Origin of the sequence: Streptomyces canus, from assembly GCF_001514145.1 — a bacterium.
In the GTDB taxonomy this organism is placed as follows: domain Bacteria; phylum Actinomycetota; class Actinomycetes; order Streptomycetales; family Streptomycetaceae; genus Streptomyces; species Streptomyces canus.
This window is the reverse complement of the sequence record NZ_KQ948663.1, coordinates 99,830-117,506: the sequence shown is the minus strand read 5'-3', so window position 1 is coordinate 117,506 and position 17,677 is coordinate 99,830. Positions and strand designations below refer to the sequence as shown.

Genomic DNA, 17,677 nt, shown 5'->3' with positions numbered 1-17,677 from the left:
TGAAGATCACCAGGTCACAGGCGCGCGGCGGAGCTGCCGCACCCCCCGAGCAGTCTTTCCCGGTGGCCGTTTTGGGGGTTCGAACCTAGCGTCGTACTAAAATTTCCGGCTTGTTACGAGCTGGTGCCGGACAACCCCAGGCAGACCTGCGGCCCGCCAGCGCCCCGGAGGGCTCCGGGATCGAGACGCGAGGACCGATGGCAGCGATACACGAGAGCAGTGCTCTCGGCCTGCTCAACGAAGAGCTCAGCGCAGAGATCCGCGAACAGTTCGGCGACACCGCCCGTTTTTCCGGGGGCCCGGCCGCCTCCCCGCGCACGCTCGTCGACGTCTTCGACGCGTCCGTACGGTCCTACCCCGACGAGCTCGCCCTGGACGACGGGACCACCCGGCTCACCTACCGTGCGCTGGCCGTCGAGGTGGAGCGGTTGCGGCGGCGGCTCGCCGAGGCCGGGGTAGGGCTCGGCGACCGGGTCGGCATCCGGGTCCCGTCCGGCACGAACGACCTGTACGTCGCGATCCTCGCCGTGCTGGCGGCGGGCGCCGCGTACGTCCCCGTCGACGCCGAGGACCCCGACGAGCGGGCCGAGCTGGTGTTCGGGGAGGCGGAGGTCCGGGCCGTCGTCGGCGCCGGGCACGAGCTGACCGTCAACGGGCGCTGCGACTTCCCCGCCGCCCGGCCCGGCATCGAGCACGACGCGTGGATCATCTTCACCTCCGGCTCCACCGGCAGGCCCAAGGGCGTCGCCGTCTCGCACCGCAGCGCGGCCGCCTTCGTGGACGCCGAGGCCGCCCTGTTCCTCACCGACGATCCCATCGGACCCGCTGACAGGGTCATGGCGGGGCTGTCGGTCGCCTTCGACGCGTCCTGCGAGGAGATGTGGCTGGCCTGGCGATACGGGGCCTGTCTGGTGCCGGTGCCGCGTGCACAGGTCAGGAGCGGGGCCGATCTCGGGCCCTGGCTGGTCGAGCAGGAGATCACCGTCGTCTCCACGGTGCCGACGCTCGCCGCGCTGTGGGAGCCCGAGACCCTCAACGACGTACGGCTGCTGATCTTCGGCGGTGAGGCCTGCCCGCCCGAGCTGGCGCAGCGGCTGGTGACGGAGGGGCGCGAGGTGTGGAACACCTACGGGCCCACCGAGGCGACCGTGGTGGCCTGTGCCTCTCTGATGAGCGGCCAGGAGCCGATCCGGATCGGGCTGCCGCTGGACGGCTGGGAGCTGGCCGTCGTCGACGAGACCGGGGAGCCCGTGCCGATGGGCGCGAGCGGGCAGCTGGTGATCGGCGGGGTCGGGCTGGCGCGGTACCTGGACGCCGAGAAGGACGCGGAGAAGTACGCGCCGCTGAAGTCGTTGGGCTGGGAGCGGGCGTACCGCAGCGGTGACCTCGTGAAGGCGGAGCCCGAGGGGCTCGTCTTCCTCGGCCGTGCCGACGAGCAGATCAAGCTCGGGGGCCGGCGGATCGAGCTGGGTGAGGTCGACGCGGCTCTCCAGGCGCTGCCCGGGGTCGCGGGAGCGGCCGCCGCCGTCCGCACCGCCCGCAGCGGCAACCAGCTTCTCGTCGGGTACGTCGTCACGCAGGACGGCTGGGACCACACCACGGCCGTGGAGAAGCTGCGGGCCGAACTGCCCGCCGCGCTCGTGCCGTTGATCGCTCCCGTCGACGACCTGCCGACGCGGACCTCCGGCAAGGTGGACCGCAACGCGCTGCCCTGGCCTCTCGAGGGGCTCGAAACGGGCGGCCCCGCGGAGGAGTTCTACGGTACCGAGGCCTGGCTCGCCGAGCAGTGGACGGAAGTCCTCGGCATCCCGGTCTCCAGTGCCCGCGACGACTTCTTCGCGATCGGCGGCAGCAGCCTGGCCGCCGCCCAGTTGACCACCCGGCTGCGCACCCGCTACCCGAGCGCGGCCGTCCTCGACATCTACCAGCAGCCCACGCTGCGGAAGCTGGCCCGCCACCTCGAGGAGTCCGCGCAGGACGACGGGGCAGCGCGAGTGATCGCGCCGGTGCCGCTCAAGGCCCAGGTGATCCAGCTCCTCGTCCTGCTCCCCCTGTTCACGCTGCTCGGACTGCGCTGGCTGGTGCCGCTCGCCGCGCTCGGGAACGTCCTGCCGTACTCCTGGCTGCCGAGCACCTCGTGGTGGCTGGTCGGGGCCGGTGCCCTGCTGCTGTTCAGCCCGCCCGGACGGCTGGCGATCGCGGCGGGCGGGGCGCGCGTGCTGCTGCGCAAGGTGCAGCCGGGCCGCTACCCGCGCGGTGGCGGCGTCCACCTGCGGCTGTGGACGGCCGAGCGGCTCGCCGAGTTCACCGGGGCGACCTCGCTGACCGGCTCCTGGCTGGAGCGGTACGCGCGGGCGCTGGGCGCCAGGGTCGGCCCGGACGTGGACCTGCACTCGCTGCCGCCGGTCACCGGCATGCTCAAGCTGGGCCGGGGCGCGGCCGTCGAGTCCGAGGTGGACCTGTCCGGCTGGTGGCTGGACGGCGACCGGCTGGAGATCGGCCAGGTCAAGGTGGGTGCGCATGCCGTCGTCGGCACGCGCAGCATCCTCTTTCCCGGCGCCCGGGTCGGAAAGCGGGCCGAGGTGGCGCCGGGTTCGGCGGTCACCGGGCAGATCCCGACCGGTCAGCGCTGGGCGGGCGCGCCCGCGGTCAAGCTGGGCAAGGCCAAGCGCAACTGGCCGAAGGAGCGGCCGGCGCGGGGGACGTACTGGCGGGTGATGTACGGCCTCGCCGGCTTCTGCATGAGCTTGCTCCCGGTACTGGCGGGTGGCGCGGCCTTCCTGGTCGCCCGTCCGTTCCTCGCCGCCTACGCGCCTCTGAAGGGCGCCGCCCTGGCCCTCGTCCCGGCCACGCTCGCCTTCGGGCTGGCGTACGCCCTGCTGATCCTGGTCGCCGTGCGGCTGCTGAGCCTGGGGCTGCGCGAGGGGACGTATCCGACGCACAGTCGGGTCGGGTGGCAGGCGTGGACCGTCACACAGCTGATGGACCGCTCGCGCGAGGCGCTGTTCCCGCTGTACGCCGGGCTGGTCACGCCGGTGTGGCTGCGGCTGCTCGGGATGCGGATCGGGCGCGGTGCGGAGGTGTCGACGGTGCTCGCGCTGCCGAGCCTGACGACGGTCGGCGAGGGCGCGTTCCTGGCCGACGACACACTGACCGCTCCGTACGAGCTGGGTGGCGGCTGGGTCAGGGTCGGGCGCGCGGAGATCGGGCGGCGGGCGTTTCTCGGGAACTCCGGGATGACCGCGCCGGGGCGGACCGTGCCGGACGGCGGGCTGGTGGGCGTGCTCTCGGCCACGCCGAAGAAGGCGAAGAAGGGCACGTCGTATCTGGGCCTGCCGCCGGTGAAGCTGCCGCGCAGCGCGGCCGACAGCGATCAGAGCCGGACGTACGAGCCCTCGGCGGGGCTGCTGTGGGCGCGCGGTCTGGTGGAGCTGTGCCGGATCGTGCCCGTGTTCTGCTCGGCGTGGCTGGCCGTGCTGACGGTGGCCGCGCTGTGTGTGCTCGGGCCGTGGGCCTGGCTGCTGGCGGGAGTGGTGCTGCTCGTGGCCGGTGCGGCGGCGGGGCTGGTGTCAGTGGTCGCGAAGTGGCTGCTCGTGGGGCGGCACCGCAGTGGGGAGCACCCGCTGTGGAGCGGCTTCGTGTGGCGCAACGAACTCGCGGACACCTTTGTCGAGGTGCTCGCGGTGCCGTGGCTGGCGGGCTCCGTGCCCGGTACGCCGGTGCTGACGGCGTGGCTCAGGGGGCTGGGCGCGCGGATCGGCAAGGGCGTCTGGGTGGAGAGCTACTGGCTGCCGGAGACCGATCTGGTGACCCTGGAGGACGCGGCGACCGTGAACCGCGGCTGTGTGCTCCAGACCCACCTCTTCCACGACCGGATCTTGCGGACGGATACTGTTGTTCTCCGTGAGGGTGCCACGCTGGGCCCTGGCGGGATCGTGCTGCCCGGCAGCACGATCGGGGCCCGCACCACGCTGGGTCCCGCGTCGCTCGTCATGGCCGCGGAGTCCGTCCCGGACGACACCCGCTGGCTCGGCAACCCGATCGAGGCATGGCGGCCCTGAACGCGGGCCACTCGGAGTCGGTGAGCGGTGTACCGGTGGATCCGAGTGGGAACGCAGCGCAGGGAGCAGAAGCGGCAGTGGCAGTTCAGCAGGCGGCGGGTCCGGACCCGTACTTCCCGGACCACGGTGACGCCCGGTACCGGGTGCACCGCTACGAGCTCGCACTGGACTACCGGCCGGGCCCGAACCGCCTGGCCGGGAGCGCCCGGATCAACGCCATAGCGGGGCGCTCTCCGCTCGCCGAGTTCATGCTGAACCTGTCCGACTTCAAGATCGGCCGGGTGCGGGTGGACGGCCGGCAGGCGCGCTACACGCACCGCGGCGGGAAGCTGCGGGTCCGGCCGGCGAAGCCGGTGCGGCCCGGGGCCGCGTTCACGGTCGAGGTGCACTGGTCGGGCAACCCCAAGCCGGTGAGCAGCCCCTGGGGCGGGCTCGGCTGGGAGGAGCTGGAGGACGGGGCGCTGGTCGCGAGCCAGCCGATCGGGGCGCCGTCCTGGTACCCGTGCAACGACCGGCCCGCGGACAAGGCGTCGTACCAGATCTCCATCACCACGCCGTCGGCGTACGCGGTGGTGGCGGGCGGCAGGCTGCTGACCCGTACGACCAAGGCCTCCACGACGACCTGGGTGTACGAGCAGGCGGCGCCCACGTCCAGCTATCTCGTCGGACTGTCGATCGGCAAGTACCAGACGGTGCTGCTCGGCGACCCGGGGCCGGGCGGGGTGCCGCAGCACGGGCACATCCCGGCGCATCTGCTGCCGGAGTTCTCCCGTGACTTCGCGCGGCAGCCGCAGATGATGGAGCTGTTCCAGGAGCTGTTCGGGCCGTATCCGTTCGACGAGTACGCGGTCGTCGTCACGGAGGAGGAGCTCGATGTGCCCGTGGAGGCCCAGGGGTTGTCGCTGTTCGGCGCCAACCACGTGGACGGGGCCCGGGGTTCGGAGCGGCTGGTGGCGCACGAGCTGGCGCACCAGTGGTTCGGCAACAGCGTGTCCATCGCGGACTGGCGGCACATCTGGCTGAACGAGGGGTTCGCCAAGTACGCCGAGTGGCTGTGGTCGGAGCGCTCGGGTGGCCGTACCGCGCAGCAACTGGCCGCCGCGGCACACCGGTTGCTGTCCTCGCTCCCCCAGGACCTGCGCCTGGCCGACCCGGGCCGCAAGTCGATGTTCGACGACCGGCTCTACGAGCGCGGCGGGCTCACCGTGCACGCGGTGCGCTGCGCGATGGGTGACGAGGCGTTCTTCCGGATGCTGCGCGGCTGGGCCGGGCTGCACCGGGGCGGGGCCGTGACCACGACGACGTTCACGGCCCACGTCAACCGGTTCGCGGACGAACCGCTGAACGGGCTGTTCGACGCGTGGGTGTACGGGGCGGCGCTGCCGTCGTTGCCGACGGTGATTCCGGCGCGGCCCGCGCACCCGCCCACCAACGCCGGACCGGCGTAGGCGGGCGGGCCTTCGGGCTTCAGCTCACGGGCACCTTCAGCTTGTCCCAGCTGGCCTTGCCCGGGATGCCGTCGGCGTCCCTGCCCCGGAAGTGCAGCTTGTGCTGCCAGGCCCGGTAGGACTTGCGATCGGCCTCGGTCCACTCGGGGCCGGGCCCCTCCTCGTAGTGGCCGCAGCCTTCGGCGACCAGGCGCCGGCCCATCGCGGTGATGATCGGGGACTTCTGCCCGAGGTGGAAGAAGTCCGCGCCCGGGAAGGGGACGTACGACGGCTTCGACGGCGTGGGCCTCGGATCGGGCGCCGGATCCTTGCCCCCGAGGCGGTCGGCGATCCGCTTGCGCATGCCGTCCATGGTGAAGCCGCGCGGATCCTGCTTGCCCGGCTGCCACTCCTTGTGGCCGATCACCGAGCGTTCGCTCCAGCCGTGGTGACGGCAGATCGCGGCGGCGACCTTCTCGATGGCCTCCTTCTGTGCCTCGGGCCAGGGGTCCTTGCCGTTGCCGAGGTTGATGCACTCGAAGCCGTAGAAGTGCCGGTTGCCGTCGGTGTCGGCCTCGTTGTCGCCGGGCAGCACGGACTCGTCCACGACCGCGCGCAGGACGTCGCTGTCGCCCAACCCGGCATGGTTCGCACGGCCGTTGCCGACCAGGTGGACCTCGCCCTTCTTGTCGATCACACCGTGGCAGAGCGGGCCGGGAAGGCCGGAGTAGCCGTCGTAGCAGATGTCGACGGAGGCGGCGGTGCCCGAGGTGACGGTGTGGTGGATCATCACGCCGTTCGCCGGACCCCACGGGCCCTTGGTGTTGCGGTTGTGGGTGCGCCAGTTGCGGACCTCATGGACCTTCAGGCCCTCCGCGCGCAGGAGTTCGACCATCTTGGACGCGCTGATCGGCTTCGCCATTACCGGTCTCCTTCCTCCGAAGCCTCCGCTTCCGCCTGCGCCGTGGTCTGCGACCGTCCGTGCGAGGGGTCGGCCTCGGCGGCCTCCTCCTGCCGGCGGGCCTGTTCCTCCGCGGCGAGCGTCGCCTCGCTCGCCGCAGGAACACTGCTGGCGAGCGGCCCGAAGGCATAGCGCAGGTCGACGGTGCTGCCCTCGCCCTTGACCAGGGCGAGCGGGGCGAAGCCGCGGACGAGGCCGGAGGGGGCCTGGAGGAGGGGGCGGCGGGCCGGGTCCGTGGGCCACTCGACACGGCCGGTGGCGGTGCGGGCGGGGATGATCCAGTGATCGCCGGTGCGGTAGCCGGCGCCCTTGGCGAAGTAGACCTCGACGCCGTCCTCCAGGGGGAGCCACTGGCCTTCTTCCAGCTTCACGGCCCCCTCCTTGAGGGCGGACGTACGGCCCTTGCGCCTGGGTCCCTCGTGATGGTCCCAGCGCCGCAGGAAGGGGTTCAGGTGGGGCAGCCGGCCGACCCCGGGGTCCGGCTCGGCGGAGAGGCGGACGCGGCGGCCGGGCAGGTCCAGCTCCTCGACTCGCAGCAGAGGCAGGGCTTCCAGGCGGGAGGCGTAGGCCGTGTCCGTGAACTCCACGAAGTCGCCGACGTCCAGATCCAGCTTGTCGTCGTGGCCGAGGGACGCCAACTCCACCCAGGTGCCGTCGAGTTCGTCGACCGGGAAGACCACAGAGCCGTTCTCGCGGGACCACTTGAAGGTGGCGTCCCCGGACTCGCCGCCGACGTGGATCTCGACCCGGTAGAGCTGGTTCTCCGGACCGCGGTAGCGGGCGTCGGGCTTGACCAGGCAGGGGTCCTCGTCGGCGTGGTCGGGCCGTTCGCTGCGGGCGGCGAGGCGGGCGGTCGGAGTCTGTTCCTTGGCCCACTTGTCGAAGGCGGCGCGGACGACCTCCCTGGACGGGTCGGTCTCGTCGATCGCCAGGTCGGCCAGGGACAGCGACAGCACCTGCCATACGACCTTCAGGCGGGCGGCCGTGTCGGGCATCGCGGCACCGAGGGCGACCTCGCGCAGCGCGGGGTCCTCCGCCGCGCTCACCGCCCGCTCCCACACCTTCAGGTAGGCGACGAACGGCGACTGGGCGGGCGAGGGCAGCCGGTCGCCGGGCTTCTCCGGGTCCCGGAAGGCATCGGGCTGGTCCCAGTAGGTCCAGAAGGCGGGCGGCTCCGCCGTCTCCTCGGCGTCGTCCTCGTCGGGCACCGGGACGCCGGGCGCGGGGCGGTTCGCGTCGAGGAGGATGCCGTCGACGTAGTAACGGCCGCCGTGGATGTACAGGGTGTCGATCTCGTGCCTGCCGCCCACGTACTCGATCCGGAAGCCCGCGGCGTCGCGCGGCCCGCCGTGCCGGCCGATCAGGTCGGCGGCGAGGGTGCGGGCCTGGTGGAGCTGGATCGCGGTCTGCTCGTTGGCGTCGGCGTCGAGCTGGACACGGCCCTGCTGGGCGATCACCGCCGAATAGTGCCGCTCCGGGCGGAACGTGAGGCGGGAGAGGTCAGCGTGCATGAAGGGGGTCCCCCTGGTTCAGGAAGTGTGCGGAGGTCTGTGGGTGCGCTCAGGTGACGAAGAAGATCCCGGCGTCCGTGCCCGCGGGTGTGCACTCCGCGAGCCGCGCCCTCAGACCGTCCTCGCGCTGCGGCCGGTACAGGTCGTGGAAGGCCCCCTGTTCGGCCCCGTCGTCGGCGCCGCGCCGGAGTTCCTCGGGGCAGCGGTCCGCCAACTGGGCGTACCAGGGCGTCCCGTAGCGCACGGAGGTGAACAACGGGGCGGGGTGCGAGGGGCTTCGGTGCCTGCGGGGCGTACGGGATCCGGCGGGGACGTAGGTGTAGCGCAGGCAGCCGATGCCGCGTCGGGCCACGTGCAACGTGCCGGTGAAGAGGGAGTTTTCGGCGATCTCGACGGCGTGGGTGTGGACTGCGCCGATGACCGTCGTGCGGTGCACGTGGAGCACGGCGTGGGCGTGGCGGCAGTCCGGGGCGGACAGGGCCTCGCGGTCATGTCCTGTGGCGTCGAGGACGCTGTCGCGGAGGTGGATGTGGAGGGGGTCCTCGCTGACCTCGTCGCCGATGACCTCGATCGTGCCGAGGACGCTGTGCTCGATCTGGAGGCAGGCGGTGGTGCGTTCCAGCACGATGCTGGGCTCGTCGGGCGAGTGCGGCTCGCACTCGGGCTCCAGGGACCAGCCGGGCACGAGGGTGCTGTGGCGGACGACCACGGCGCCCATCGGGCCGGTGACGTTGATGCCGCGGCCGGCGACGAGCAGCCCGTCGAGGACGACCCGCGGCCGCTCGTGCGGAGCGCAGTCGGTGTCCACGGCACGGATGTTGAGCGCGTCGGGCCGGTTGCTGTACCAGTCGAGGAGGCGGATGACCGGCCGGGTGCCCTCGGCCGCACGCAGTTCGAGGCGGTCGCCGGGGTCGAGGTCGAAGTCCAGTTGCTCCTGGTAGGCGCCGCTGTGGGTGATCTCGATGATGCCTTCGGGTCCGGTGCGGTCCGCGCGCCGGTCCTGCTGCCAGGCCCGGTACGCGTCCATGATCTGGCGGTACGGCCGGCCGGGGCCGACCCGGTACGTCTCCGCATCGGGGCGCGGCTCCCTGGCCCGCTCGTACTCCCCACCGCCCATGTCGGCGCCGTACGCGTAGTGGTGGTCCACCCAGACGCCCTGCCGGGGCGCCGACCGGGACCCGAACGCGATCCGCCCGAGTTCCGGGTCCACGGCCACCTGGCCGCGCTTGGGTCGGTAGCGCCAGTCGGAGAGGTCGGCGACCACGATGTCGGACGGCGGTACGGGCTGGTCCTCGCCGTCGCGCCGGATGACGAGGCTCTTGCCGGGGCCGTAGTAGTCCAGGAGCCGGTCGTGGAGCAGGCGCCGCGTGATGAATGCCGGCACGTTGTCGACGGCGGCGATGTGGGTGGGTGAGGGCTCCGGGACCGGCTTGGTGACCAGGGGGGTGTCGTTGCCGAGGATCGAGAAGGTGTAGAGGTTGCGGGCGCGGTCGATGCAGTAGGCCGGGGAGGACGTCAGGGAGTACGACTTGAGGCGCCAGACGAAGAGGGCGACTCCGGCGGGGGTCCAACCGCCTTGCCTCCTACGGGACTCCGCGCGGCGTACGTCCACCGTGCGGGCCGTCGTGTCGAACGGGCCGCCCGCCAGGGCGAGCGCGGAGCCGTCGCGGAGGTCGAGGAGGCGGCCCCGCTCCCTCTGCAACTTCACCGACTGGTTCTGGGCGACCAGGCGGGACAGTTCGACGGCCCGGGCCGGCCAGTCGGCGACCTGCTCGGAGATCTCCTCCAGGAGGTGCAGGGTGCCCTTGCGGCGGCGGCTCGCGACAGTGGCGGCCACGTCGGCGCGCGGGGCGACGGCCTCGGCGAGCGCTTCGCGTCCGCCCTCGTGCAGGCCGCCGGTGAGGACGCGTTCGTAGCCGGGGAGGGTGCGGTATCCGACGAGGTCTCCGAGGTACGGCAGCACCCAGGGGGCCGCCGTCTCCACGAACAGGTCCTCGTAGCCCTGCTGGACGCCGTCACGGACGCGGTCGAGTTGCTCGGCGATCACCGCGAGGAGCGCGCGCAGCGGTTCGCCCTCTTCGGCGTCGCGGAGCAGGTGCCAGCGGGGCAGGAGGGCGGCGAGGCCGTCGGGTTCCCGGGTCGTGGCCGGGGCCGCGGTGTCGAACTGGACGTCCGGGGCTGTCACTTGACCTCCGTAAGGATCAGGGTGTCGGCGGCCTTCGGTGACAGCAGCGCGAGCTGCGCCGGGCGGATGCCGCGGAAGACGAACACCGACCGGCCCTTGGCGAGGCGCCGGGTGTCGGTGATGTCGGGGTTGAGGCGCAGGAGTTCGGCGAGCGGGACGCCGTGGCGGGCGCAGATCTCGGTGAGGGTCTCGCCGTTCTCTGCCCGGACCGTGTGGGTCTTCTCGTCGTAGGTCGCCGGGTGCGCGGGGACCTGGGACCGAGGCTCACCGGGGTGGGTGAGCAGATCGGTCAGCTCCTCCGGGGTGGCGGAGGCGGGGACGCCGGTGAAGACGTCCACGTCCACGTAGTCGACGCCGGGCACGGTGTGGGCCGCGGCCAGGAGTTCGGAGAGGCGGGCCGGTCGACCCAACTCCCGTCCCTCGTAGCCGAGTCGGCTCATCAGGATCTGTCGCAGTCGGGGCTCGACCGTCTCCCAGGCGTGGTCGGGGGCTACCTTCACCTTGGCAGCGACGAGCAGCAGGACCAGTTCACGGACGTCGACGCGGACGGGCAGGCCCGGGTCGCCGTACTCGGAGAGGGCGCTCCGCAGGGGCCGTAGGGTCTCCTCCGCGATGGGCACGTCGTCCGTGCCCGCGACCGTCACGTGCAGCACGCGCCGCCGCCCGTCGAAGAGTTCACGCGCGGCGGCCCGGCCGATGCCGGCGCGGGAGCGGGCGAAGTCCTCGTAGTCGGCCCCGGAGACGAGCCGGTCCAGGGCGGAGACGGCGAGCGGGATCGTACGGCGGGTCAGGCCCGGCCCGTCCGCGTCCGCACCGCCGGTGGCCGGGCGCGGGTTGGCGACCGCGGTGACGCCGAGCGGGCGGGTGAGCGGCTGGGTGACGCGGTCTGCGGCAACGTTGGCGGCCCTGCCGGTGCCGAAGCGGTAGCGGGCGTGGACGTTGTCGTGGCCGGTGGGCAGCCGGGCGCCGTGGACACCGTCGCCGAAGGTGACCGTGGTGCGGCCGTCGGCGGTGGAGCCGGAGATGTAGACGCGCTCGCGGGGGCCGAGTCCGGCGAGGCTGTCGACCTCGTGCCACAGGACACCGTCGACCCGGATCTCCAATACCGGTGTGGCGCCGAGGGGGTTGTCGTCGGCGAGCCAGGTGAGCGGGGACTGCCAGAGCACGAAGGTCTGGCCGACGCGGTCCGAGTCGCCGCTGCCGATGGCCTCGTCCCGGCTCTCGCCGTGGGTGGCCCGGACGACGTTCCCCAGGATCCGGACGGTCTCACGGCGGTAGCGGTGCGCGAGGTCGGTCGTGAGGGTGAGCCGGGTGTGGACACGGTCACCGGGAAGCTGGGGGTCCACGGCGGGGTCGGCGGCGGCGAGGGTGACGACCTCGGTGGCGGGAAGGGCTCCCGGCAGGTCGGCGCGCTCACCGCTGACGATAAGGGTACGGCCCGTAGCCAACCCGTCGTGGAGCTCGGCGAGTTCGATCTCGTTGCCGTGGACGTCCTCGCCGAGCGGCTCGTCGGCCAGGCGCAGGGGCTCGCCCCCCGCGTGCACGGTGGTGTCGCGGATGTGGGAGAGGAGGACGTCGAACTCGTCCAACCAGTCGTTGGCGAGGGTGAGTTCGGTGCCCCGGCCGGTGATCCCGTAGTTGGTGTACGCCGCCGTACGCACCGCATTGACCTGGGTGGTGACGAAGGCCAGCGCGGCGTCGCCGGGAATCCCGTCGCCCTTGGCGGGCCGCTGGACGGCCACCCAGCTGCCGACGTTGATCCCGTCGTGCACCGAGTCCAGCTGGAGCACGCTGCGGTTGACGGGCTCGGGCTTGCTGGCGATGACGATCTCGACGTTCGGCTCGGTGCTGCCGATCGTGTAGTGCAGGCTCACCTCGTACTCGCCGTGGGTGAACTGCTCGTTCGCGCCCGGACGCAGCGCGATCTCCTGCGCGGTGCCGTTGTGGATGCCCACGTGGACCAGGCCGTCCTCGTCGGGACGGGACACGAACAGGGTGCGGTCGGGCAGTCCGTCGCGGAGCCGGACGGTGACGCCGGGGTCCTGGGAGTCCGTCGGCCGCCGGGTGAGCCAGCTCAGGTCGCGGTCCTGGCCGGACCGGCTCGACAGGTCGACCTGCCCCGCGCCGAGCGCGAAGCTGACCTGCTGGGTGATGGGCAGGGTCACCGCCCGCTGGTCCGAGCTGCTCCCCTCGATGTACTGGAAGTCCGCCCGCACCGGCACCTTGGCCGCGGTGTCGTAGGCGACCCGCACCCCGGTCAGCACGGCCCCGGTGAGCGGCCAGTCCGCGGTACGGATGACCCGACCGCGGTCGTCCTGGACGGGCTTGAGGGGCGCGGTGGCCCCGAAGGGCGCGGCGGTGACCCGCATGGCGAGCAGGTCGCGGAGGAGTTGGGGGGTGCCGGGGGCGGCGGCTTTCCGCCAGGCCGGGTAGAGGGTCCGAAGGGAGGGGTTGAGGGCGGCGAGGAGCTGGGCCGGGTCGGCGGTGAGGCTCGGCGCACCGCTTTCCGGGGCCGGGGTGGCGGGCCGCAGTGCGGGAAGTATGCGGGTCAGCGCTTCAAGAGCAGCGGCGCGTGGATCTTTTGGGGGCGCGGGGAACTGCGCGACCAGCCCCGACGGCGCAGCAGACGACGAGCCACCTTCCTGTGCAGGCGCCAACTCCAAGGCCCGCTCAGCCAGTTCCGCCAGCACCGCCTTCAGTTGCTCGAACCACGCGGCGACATCCTCATACGGCTCGGCCAACACCTGCGCCTCGCCCAGGCGCGCGACCGGCTCCGCGAGCCGAGCCGCGAGACGCTCAGGCGTCTTGATGCTGTCCAAGTCGTCCCGCAGCGGCGCCAGCACCTGATCGTCGATGTCGTCGATCAACCGACTGACCGGCCGAGGATTCGGCACCTCGGGCGTGGGCGCCTCATCCCCAGGCTCCCCCGGCACCGCGGGCTCGGCGACCCACCGCCGCACCCCGTCGACGAGCTCCTTCAGCGTCGCCGGCGCGGACTTCGGCAGCGAGATCGCGGTGATCTCGTCGTCCCGATCGATCCGCGTCTTGGCGACCGGCAGCAACACACGCTGCCCACCGGCCTGTTCACCGAAGACGAAGAGCAACTGGTCCCCGGTATGCAGTGAGTTCGCGGTCCCCTCCACGAACAGCTCCGAGCGGCGCTCCAGGTCCTCGGGGGTGACGAAGGAAGGCCTCCTGCGCCGGACCTTCAACTCGTTCCAGTCCCAGCGAGCCGTCAGATCCGCGCTCGTCTCGAACGTCAGGGACTGCTCGTCGACCGAGGCCGGCACGCTGTGGCTGCGGGCACCGCGCGGGATCCGCACAGGCAGGGTCTCGGCGCGCGGATCACGCTCCAGGGTGTACGCCAGATACGTGGCCGCGGCGACTCCGGGACGCGGGCGGTGGCCCACCAGCCGGCCCAGCAGCACCAGCGACCGGTGCTCGTTCGCCGTCCGGATATACGCCTCGTCGGCGATCCGCTCGGAGTGGAAGGTGAGCAGGTCACCGAGGACGGCGGTGGCGTCGAGCAGGCCGATCGCCGGGTCGTCCGGGGTGCGGACGGTGAGGCCGTTCAGGGCCGGGTACGCCGGTGAGGCGAGCCGGTCGAGGAGGGCGGCCAGGAAGGAGCCGTACTCGCCGACGCGGTAGTCGAGGGCGGTGCGGCCGGGCGGGTTGTGGATCGGGGCGGGCGCGAGACGCTCGTCATGGCCGCCGCAGAGGCATGTTTCGGAGGCGCACATCACGCACCTCCCAGGGATATCGCCAGCCGGCCGTTCTCCGGCCGGTCCGGGTCGTTGTCGCACGTGGCGATCTCCAGGGGGCCGAGCCGCAGCACGCCGTCCTCCCTCTCTCCTCGGTCCTGCTCGAACAGGCGTCGCAGACGGGTCACTTGGACGCTCTCGACGCCGGGGACGGCTGCGGCGACGGCGACCAGCCGGCTGAGCCGGACGGGTTCGCCGAAGGTCAGCGCGTCGGGGTGGAAGAAGCCCGGCCGGCCGCTTCCGAGCACGCGGTACAGCTCGGCCAGGATCTGCCCGTGCTGGTGGCCGGGGGCCGCGCACACGGTCAGCGCGATGTCCAGCGGTACGAGCCGGGCGGGTCCGACGACGAGGTCGTGGCCGATGCGCCGGTACGCCTCCAGGGACTGCTCCACGCGGGCCAGCAGCTCGGCCGGCGGCTGTGCGTCGCCGTACGCGTCGATCGCGATGTGCGCCTGCTGGACGCTGCCGGTCCAGCGGAGTGTGGCGGCGGCCCGCTGTACGCCGGGCAGTGCGCTCGCGAGGGCCGCGTAGTCGTCGGCGGTGACCGCGCGCAGGCGGGTGCGGCGCAGGTCGAGGGGGGCCAACTGACGTGCCTGCTCGACGGGTTCGGGTTCGGTGCCGCCGACTGCCGGAAGGGGATTGCGGATCACGGCGGCCGGGGGGTTCTCCCCTTGGACGACGAGGTGGTTGATGGCCTCCGCACCGACGTTGCCCGCGCGACCGCCGCCGAGCCGGTAGTGCGCGGCGAGTCGGCTGCCCGGGGTGGGCCGGGCCCCGTGCCGGCCGTCGCCGAAGCGCAGGGCGAGGCGGCCGTCGTCCTCCAGTTCGCCGACGAAGTGCCGGTCGCGCGGACCGCTGTTCAGCAGGTCACGGCGCGGCGCCCAGCTCTCGTCACCGTCCTGGACACGTACGGCGGGCAGCGCCTGACGCGGGTCCTGAGCGAGCGCGGCGGTGGCCGGGCCGCGCAGCACCGGCTCGTCGGGGTGCAGCCCGGCCGCGTACTGCGGACCCCAACTGTGCGCGATCTCCCAGGCGATGTGCGGGTCGAGAACGGTTCCGGCGCGGGCGCGGGCCGCGAGGATCTCGACGCGGCGCAGCTTGCCGTCGAGCAACCGGTCGCTGCGGTGCAGGAGTTCGCGCAGGGCGCGCACCGGGTGGCGGTGCAGTTCCAGGCGTTCGAGGACGTGGAGGCCGTAGACGAGGGTGAGTTCGGCGATCTCCTCCTCGCCGAGGCCGTCGCGGTCGCGGGCGCTGCGCCAGAGGTCGACGAGCCGCTGCCGGATGCGCCCGGGGATCGCGGCGATCCGCTCGGCCTGCCCGGCGGCGACCGTGGCCGGCTCCGGGTACGGCAACGCCTGCACGACCGGGGAGCGGCCGAGGACGGGTCGGAAGCGGGGCGCGATGCCGGGGTAAACGGACTGGGCGAGCAGGGTGCGCAGGGCGGCGGCCTGGGCGTACGACGTGCCGGGCACCACGCGCTCGTGCCGCTGCCCGGCCCGCTCCAGGCCGAGTCCGGCGCGTACGGTGGCCGCCTCGCCGACGGTGGTGAACAGCTCGCGGATGTCGTCCGGTACGAGGGCTTCGCCCGACTCGGCCTTGTCCGTGAGGGAGTTGATCAGCCGGGCGGGCGCGTTGCCCTCGTCCCGGTCGCCGCAGCCGAACACGGGCGGGGCGCACGGGGCGACGACGGCCGGGTCGGGCGGGACGGTGACCGTCTCGGGGAGCCCGTGGAGCGTACGGCCGTGGTCGACGAGGACGACGTTGCCGCGGGCGAGGGTCACGTCCTCGACGGGGAGGCAGTCACGGCCGCCCCGGGTGGTGAGGCAGAGGGGGAAGCGGAGGGCGTCCTCGGCGGCCCAGGTGACCTCCAGGACGGGCTGGTCCTCGATCCGGTCGACGGCCGGGCGGACGGAGGTCAGCCGTACGGTCTGGCGGTGGGCGGGGTCGGCGTCGCCGGGGGTGCCGGTGCGCGGGCCCTTCACCTCCTCCAGGACCAGCAAGTCGCCGGGCTTCAGCTCCAGTCGGCGTTCCTGGCAGGTCTCCCGGTCGCGCCACTCGTCGCGCAGGGTCGCCGAGGTGGTGCCCTTGGGGAGGGTGTGGACCTCGCCGCCCCAGGTCCACAGGCGGATGGCGTTGTGGGCGGTGCGCAGCTCCAACGGGTCGGTGGCGACGACCGGTTCGAAGACCTCCACCGAACCGCGCTCGTCCAGGTCGCCCAGGTCGTTCTCGTCGATGACCGTGCCGGGTTCTGGGCGGTCGTGCGGGTCGAGGGCGCGGATGTCGACGGAGGCGAAGCGGAAGGTGCCCGGGGCGAGGGTGGTGTCGCCCGCCGTCTCCACGGTGACATGGGCCCGGGCGGTGCAGCCGTCGTGCATCGCGTAGTCGATGAGGCGCACGTGCCGCCGTACGGAGACCCGGCGGCGCGCGGTGTCGAGGTAGGCCTCGGTGGCGACGGCGTCCTGCTGGTAGCTGATCTGGTCGCCGGTGTACGCGAGCAGTTCGACGAGGGTGGTGCCCAGGTCGGCGGGGTTGCGCTCGATCCAGTCGGGGGTGGTGAGCGCGAGGCGGTCCAGGAGCAGCTTGCGGAGGGTGTCGTAGTCGCGGGCCGTGTAGTCGACGACGGGCGCCTGCGGGAACTCCCGTGCCGGCTCCTGGGATTCCTCGCAGTCGAAGGGAGTGGGGCACTCCGGCCGGAAGGAGAAGGCCGCGCTGTGGTAGCGCTGGTCGAAGCCGCGGAAGGGATCGGTGCCGGGGCGGCCGTACGGGTCGGTCTCGACGAGCGAGAGCCGGTAGCGGGAGGTGTCGCCGGCCCGGTCGAGGGTGACGTAGAGCCGGTCGTCGAGCTCGGGGTCCTCCTCGCGTTCGACGCTGACGTCGACGGCGGTGATGCCGGTGACGCGGCGGCCGCCGTCGATGCGGACGTTCTCGGGGCCGAGGCCGTGCGGGGCCTTGCCGAGGAAGGTGACGGTGAGCAGGAGGCCGTCGTCGCCGACCTCGACGGCGTCGACTCCGCCCAGCTGGGCGGCTCGTACCTTGGCACGCCGGGTGGTCATGCCGCCCTCCCTTCGAAGAGGTCGTCGCGCACAGTTCCGGTGGCGCGGACGACGTACGACAGATGGACCCGTACGACGTTCTCGTCGCCCTCGATGTCCAGCGCGACCACCTCGACCAGGTCGCCGAGCCAGCGCTGGAGGGAGGCCTGCACGGACAGTTCCAGGGTGCTGACCAGCTCGGGGCTGTTCGGGGCGAAGACCAGGTCGAGCAGTCCGCAGCCGAAGTCGGGGCGCATCACGCGCTCGCCGGGGCTGGTGAACAGCAGTTGTTCGATCAGGTCGCGGACGTGCTCGGGGTGGGTCGCGTGCGCGGTGCGGCCCCGGCGGTCGGCGTGGAAGGGGAACGCGAGGTCGGAGCGCGTGCGGGCGCGTGGACTCATCGGACCGTGACCTTTCGCTGTGCGGCCTGGACGACGGGCGGCCCCTGCGGCACGAAGGCCGCGGTCAGGCACTGGGCCGCGGAGGTGTCGAGCAGCACCGGTACGCCGTCGACGGTGACGCCGCCGGCGTGGGCGGTCCAGCGGACCGCGACGCACGGCGAGGGCACGCGGTCGACGGTGTGGGGGCAGCCCGTGACGACGTAGGTGTGGGCTGCCGTGGCGACGGCGGCGCCCTGGGCCCGTACGCCTCCGGACTGTGTGGTGGCGGCGGTCACCCGGCCGCCGTGCGGACAGCCGATCACGGCGCCCGCGTCGAGCAGACTCCCGGACAAGTTCTT

9 protein-coding genes are annotated in these 17,677 nt (G+C 72.8%); 2 read left to right on the top strand and 7 right to left on the bottom strand.

The features are described 5' to 3' along the window. The first annotated feature begins 197 nt into the window (after positions 1-197). Both AQJ46_RS25315 and AQJ46_RS25310 read left to right on the top strand, forming a co-directional pair. A complete protein-coding gene (locus AQJ46_RS25315; protein ID WP_059207809.1) occupies positions 198-4,061 on the top strand; it encodes a Pls/PosA family non-ribosomal peptide synthetase in 3,864 nt (1,287 codons plus the stop codon). A 77-nt stretch (positions 4,062-4,138) separates the two neighbouring features. Further along, positions 4,139-5,509, top strand: a complete 1,371-nt coding sequence (locus AQJ46_RS25310) for a M1 family metallopeptidase (RefSeq protein WP_059207808.1) — start codon at positions 4,139-4,141, stop codon at positions 5,507-5,509. Positions 5,510-5,528: 19 nt separating this feature from the next. Here AQJ46_RS25310 and AQJ46_RS25305 read toward each other — a convergent pair whose 3' ends face one another. Genes AQJ46_RS25305 through AQJ46_RS25275 form a run of 7 tightly spaced genes read right to left on the bottom strand, consistent with a single transcriptional unit; the run spans position 5,529 to position 17,671 of the window. Beyond that, positions 5,529-6,410 (bottom strand): peptidoglycan-binding protein, encoded by an 882-nt coding sequence (locus AQJ46_RS25305; RefSeq protein ID WP_059207807.1) that lies wholly within the window; start codon positions 6,408-6,410, stop codon positions 5,529-5,531. After that, complete coding sequence (locus AQJ46_RS25300) at positions 6,410-7,960, bottom strand: DUF6519 domain-containing protein (RefSeq protein WP_059207806.1); 1,551 nt, start codon at positions 7,958-7,960, stop codon at positions 6,410-6,412. Before AQJ46_RS25300 ends, AQJ46_RS25305 begins: the two co-directional genes overlap by 1 nt. 49 nt (positions 7,961-8,009) lie before the next feature. Then, the gene (locus tag AQJ46_RS25295; protein ID WP_059207805.1) at positions 8,010-10,145 is read right to left on the bottom strand and encodes a hypothetical protein; all 2,136 of its coding nucleotides are present in this window, start codon (positions 10,143-10,145) and stop codon (positions 8,010-8,012) included. Continuing rightward, positions 10,142-13,885 (bottom strand): putative baseplate assembly protein, encoded by a 3,744-nt coding sequence (locus tag AQJ46_RS25290; RefSeq protein WP_059207804.1) that lies wholly within the window; start codon positions 13,883-13,885, stop codon positions 10,142-10,144. Before AQJ46_RS25290 ends, AQJ46_RS25295 begins: the two co-directional genes overlap by 4 nt. Beyond that, on the bottom strand, positions 13,885-16,959 hold the full coding sequence (locus tag AQJ46_RS25285; protein ID WP_059207803.1) for a putative baseplate assembly protein: 3,075 nt from the start codon (positions 16,957-16,959) through the stop codon (positions 13,885-13,887). The genes AQJ46_RS25290 and AQJ46_RS25285 overlap by 1 nt, the downstream gene beginning before the upstream one ends. Then, entirely contained in the window at positions 16,956-17,339 is a 384-nt protein-coding gene (locus tag AQJ46_RS25280; RefSeq protein WP_057614373.1) for a GPW/gp25 family protein, read from the bottom strand. The genes AQJ46_RS25285 and AQJ46_RS25280 overlap by 4 nt, the downstream gene beginning before the upstream one ends. Then, complete coding sequence (locus AQJ46_RS25275; protein ID WP_059207802.1) at positions 17,336-17,671, bottom strand: hypothetical protein; 336 nt, start codon at positions 17,669-17,671, stop codon at positions 17,336-17,338. Before AQJ46_RS25275 ends, AQJ46_RS25280 begins: the two co-directional genes overlap by 4 nt. Positions 17,672-17,677 lie beyond the last annotated feature (6 nt).

Excerpts from the sequence above, each read along its gene's own strand:
- AQJ46_RS25315 (WP_059207809.1), top strand. The coding sequence starts at position 198 with ATGGCAGCGATACACGAGAGCAGTGCTCTCGGCCTGCTCAACGAAGAG.
- AQJ46_RS25305 (WP_059207807.1), bottom strand. The coding sequence starts at position 6,410 with ATGGCGAAGCCGATCAGCGCGTCCAAGATGGTCGAACTCCTGCGCGCG.
- AQJ46_RS25300 (WP_059207806.1), bottom strand. The coding sequence starts at position 7,960 with ATGCACGCTGACCTCTCCCGCCTCACGTTCCGCCCGGAGCGGCACTAT.
- AQJ46_RS25290 (WP_059207804.1), bottom strand. The coding sequence starts at position 13,885 with ATGTGCGCCTCCGAAACATGCCTCTGCGGCGGCCATGACGAGCGTCTC.
- AQJ46_RS25285 (WP_059207803.1), bottom strand. The coding sequence starts at position 16,959 with ATGACCACCCGGCGTGCCAAGGTACGAGCCGCCCAGCTGGGCGGAGTC.
- AQJ46_RS25280 (WP_057614373.1), bottom strand. The coding sequence starts at position 17,339 with ATGAGTCCACGCGCCCGCACGCGCTCCGACCTCGCGTTCCCCTTCCAC.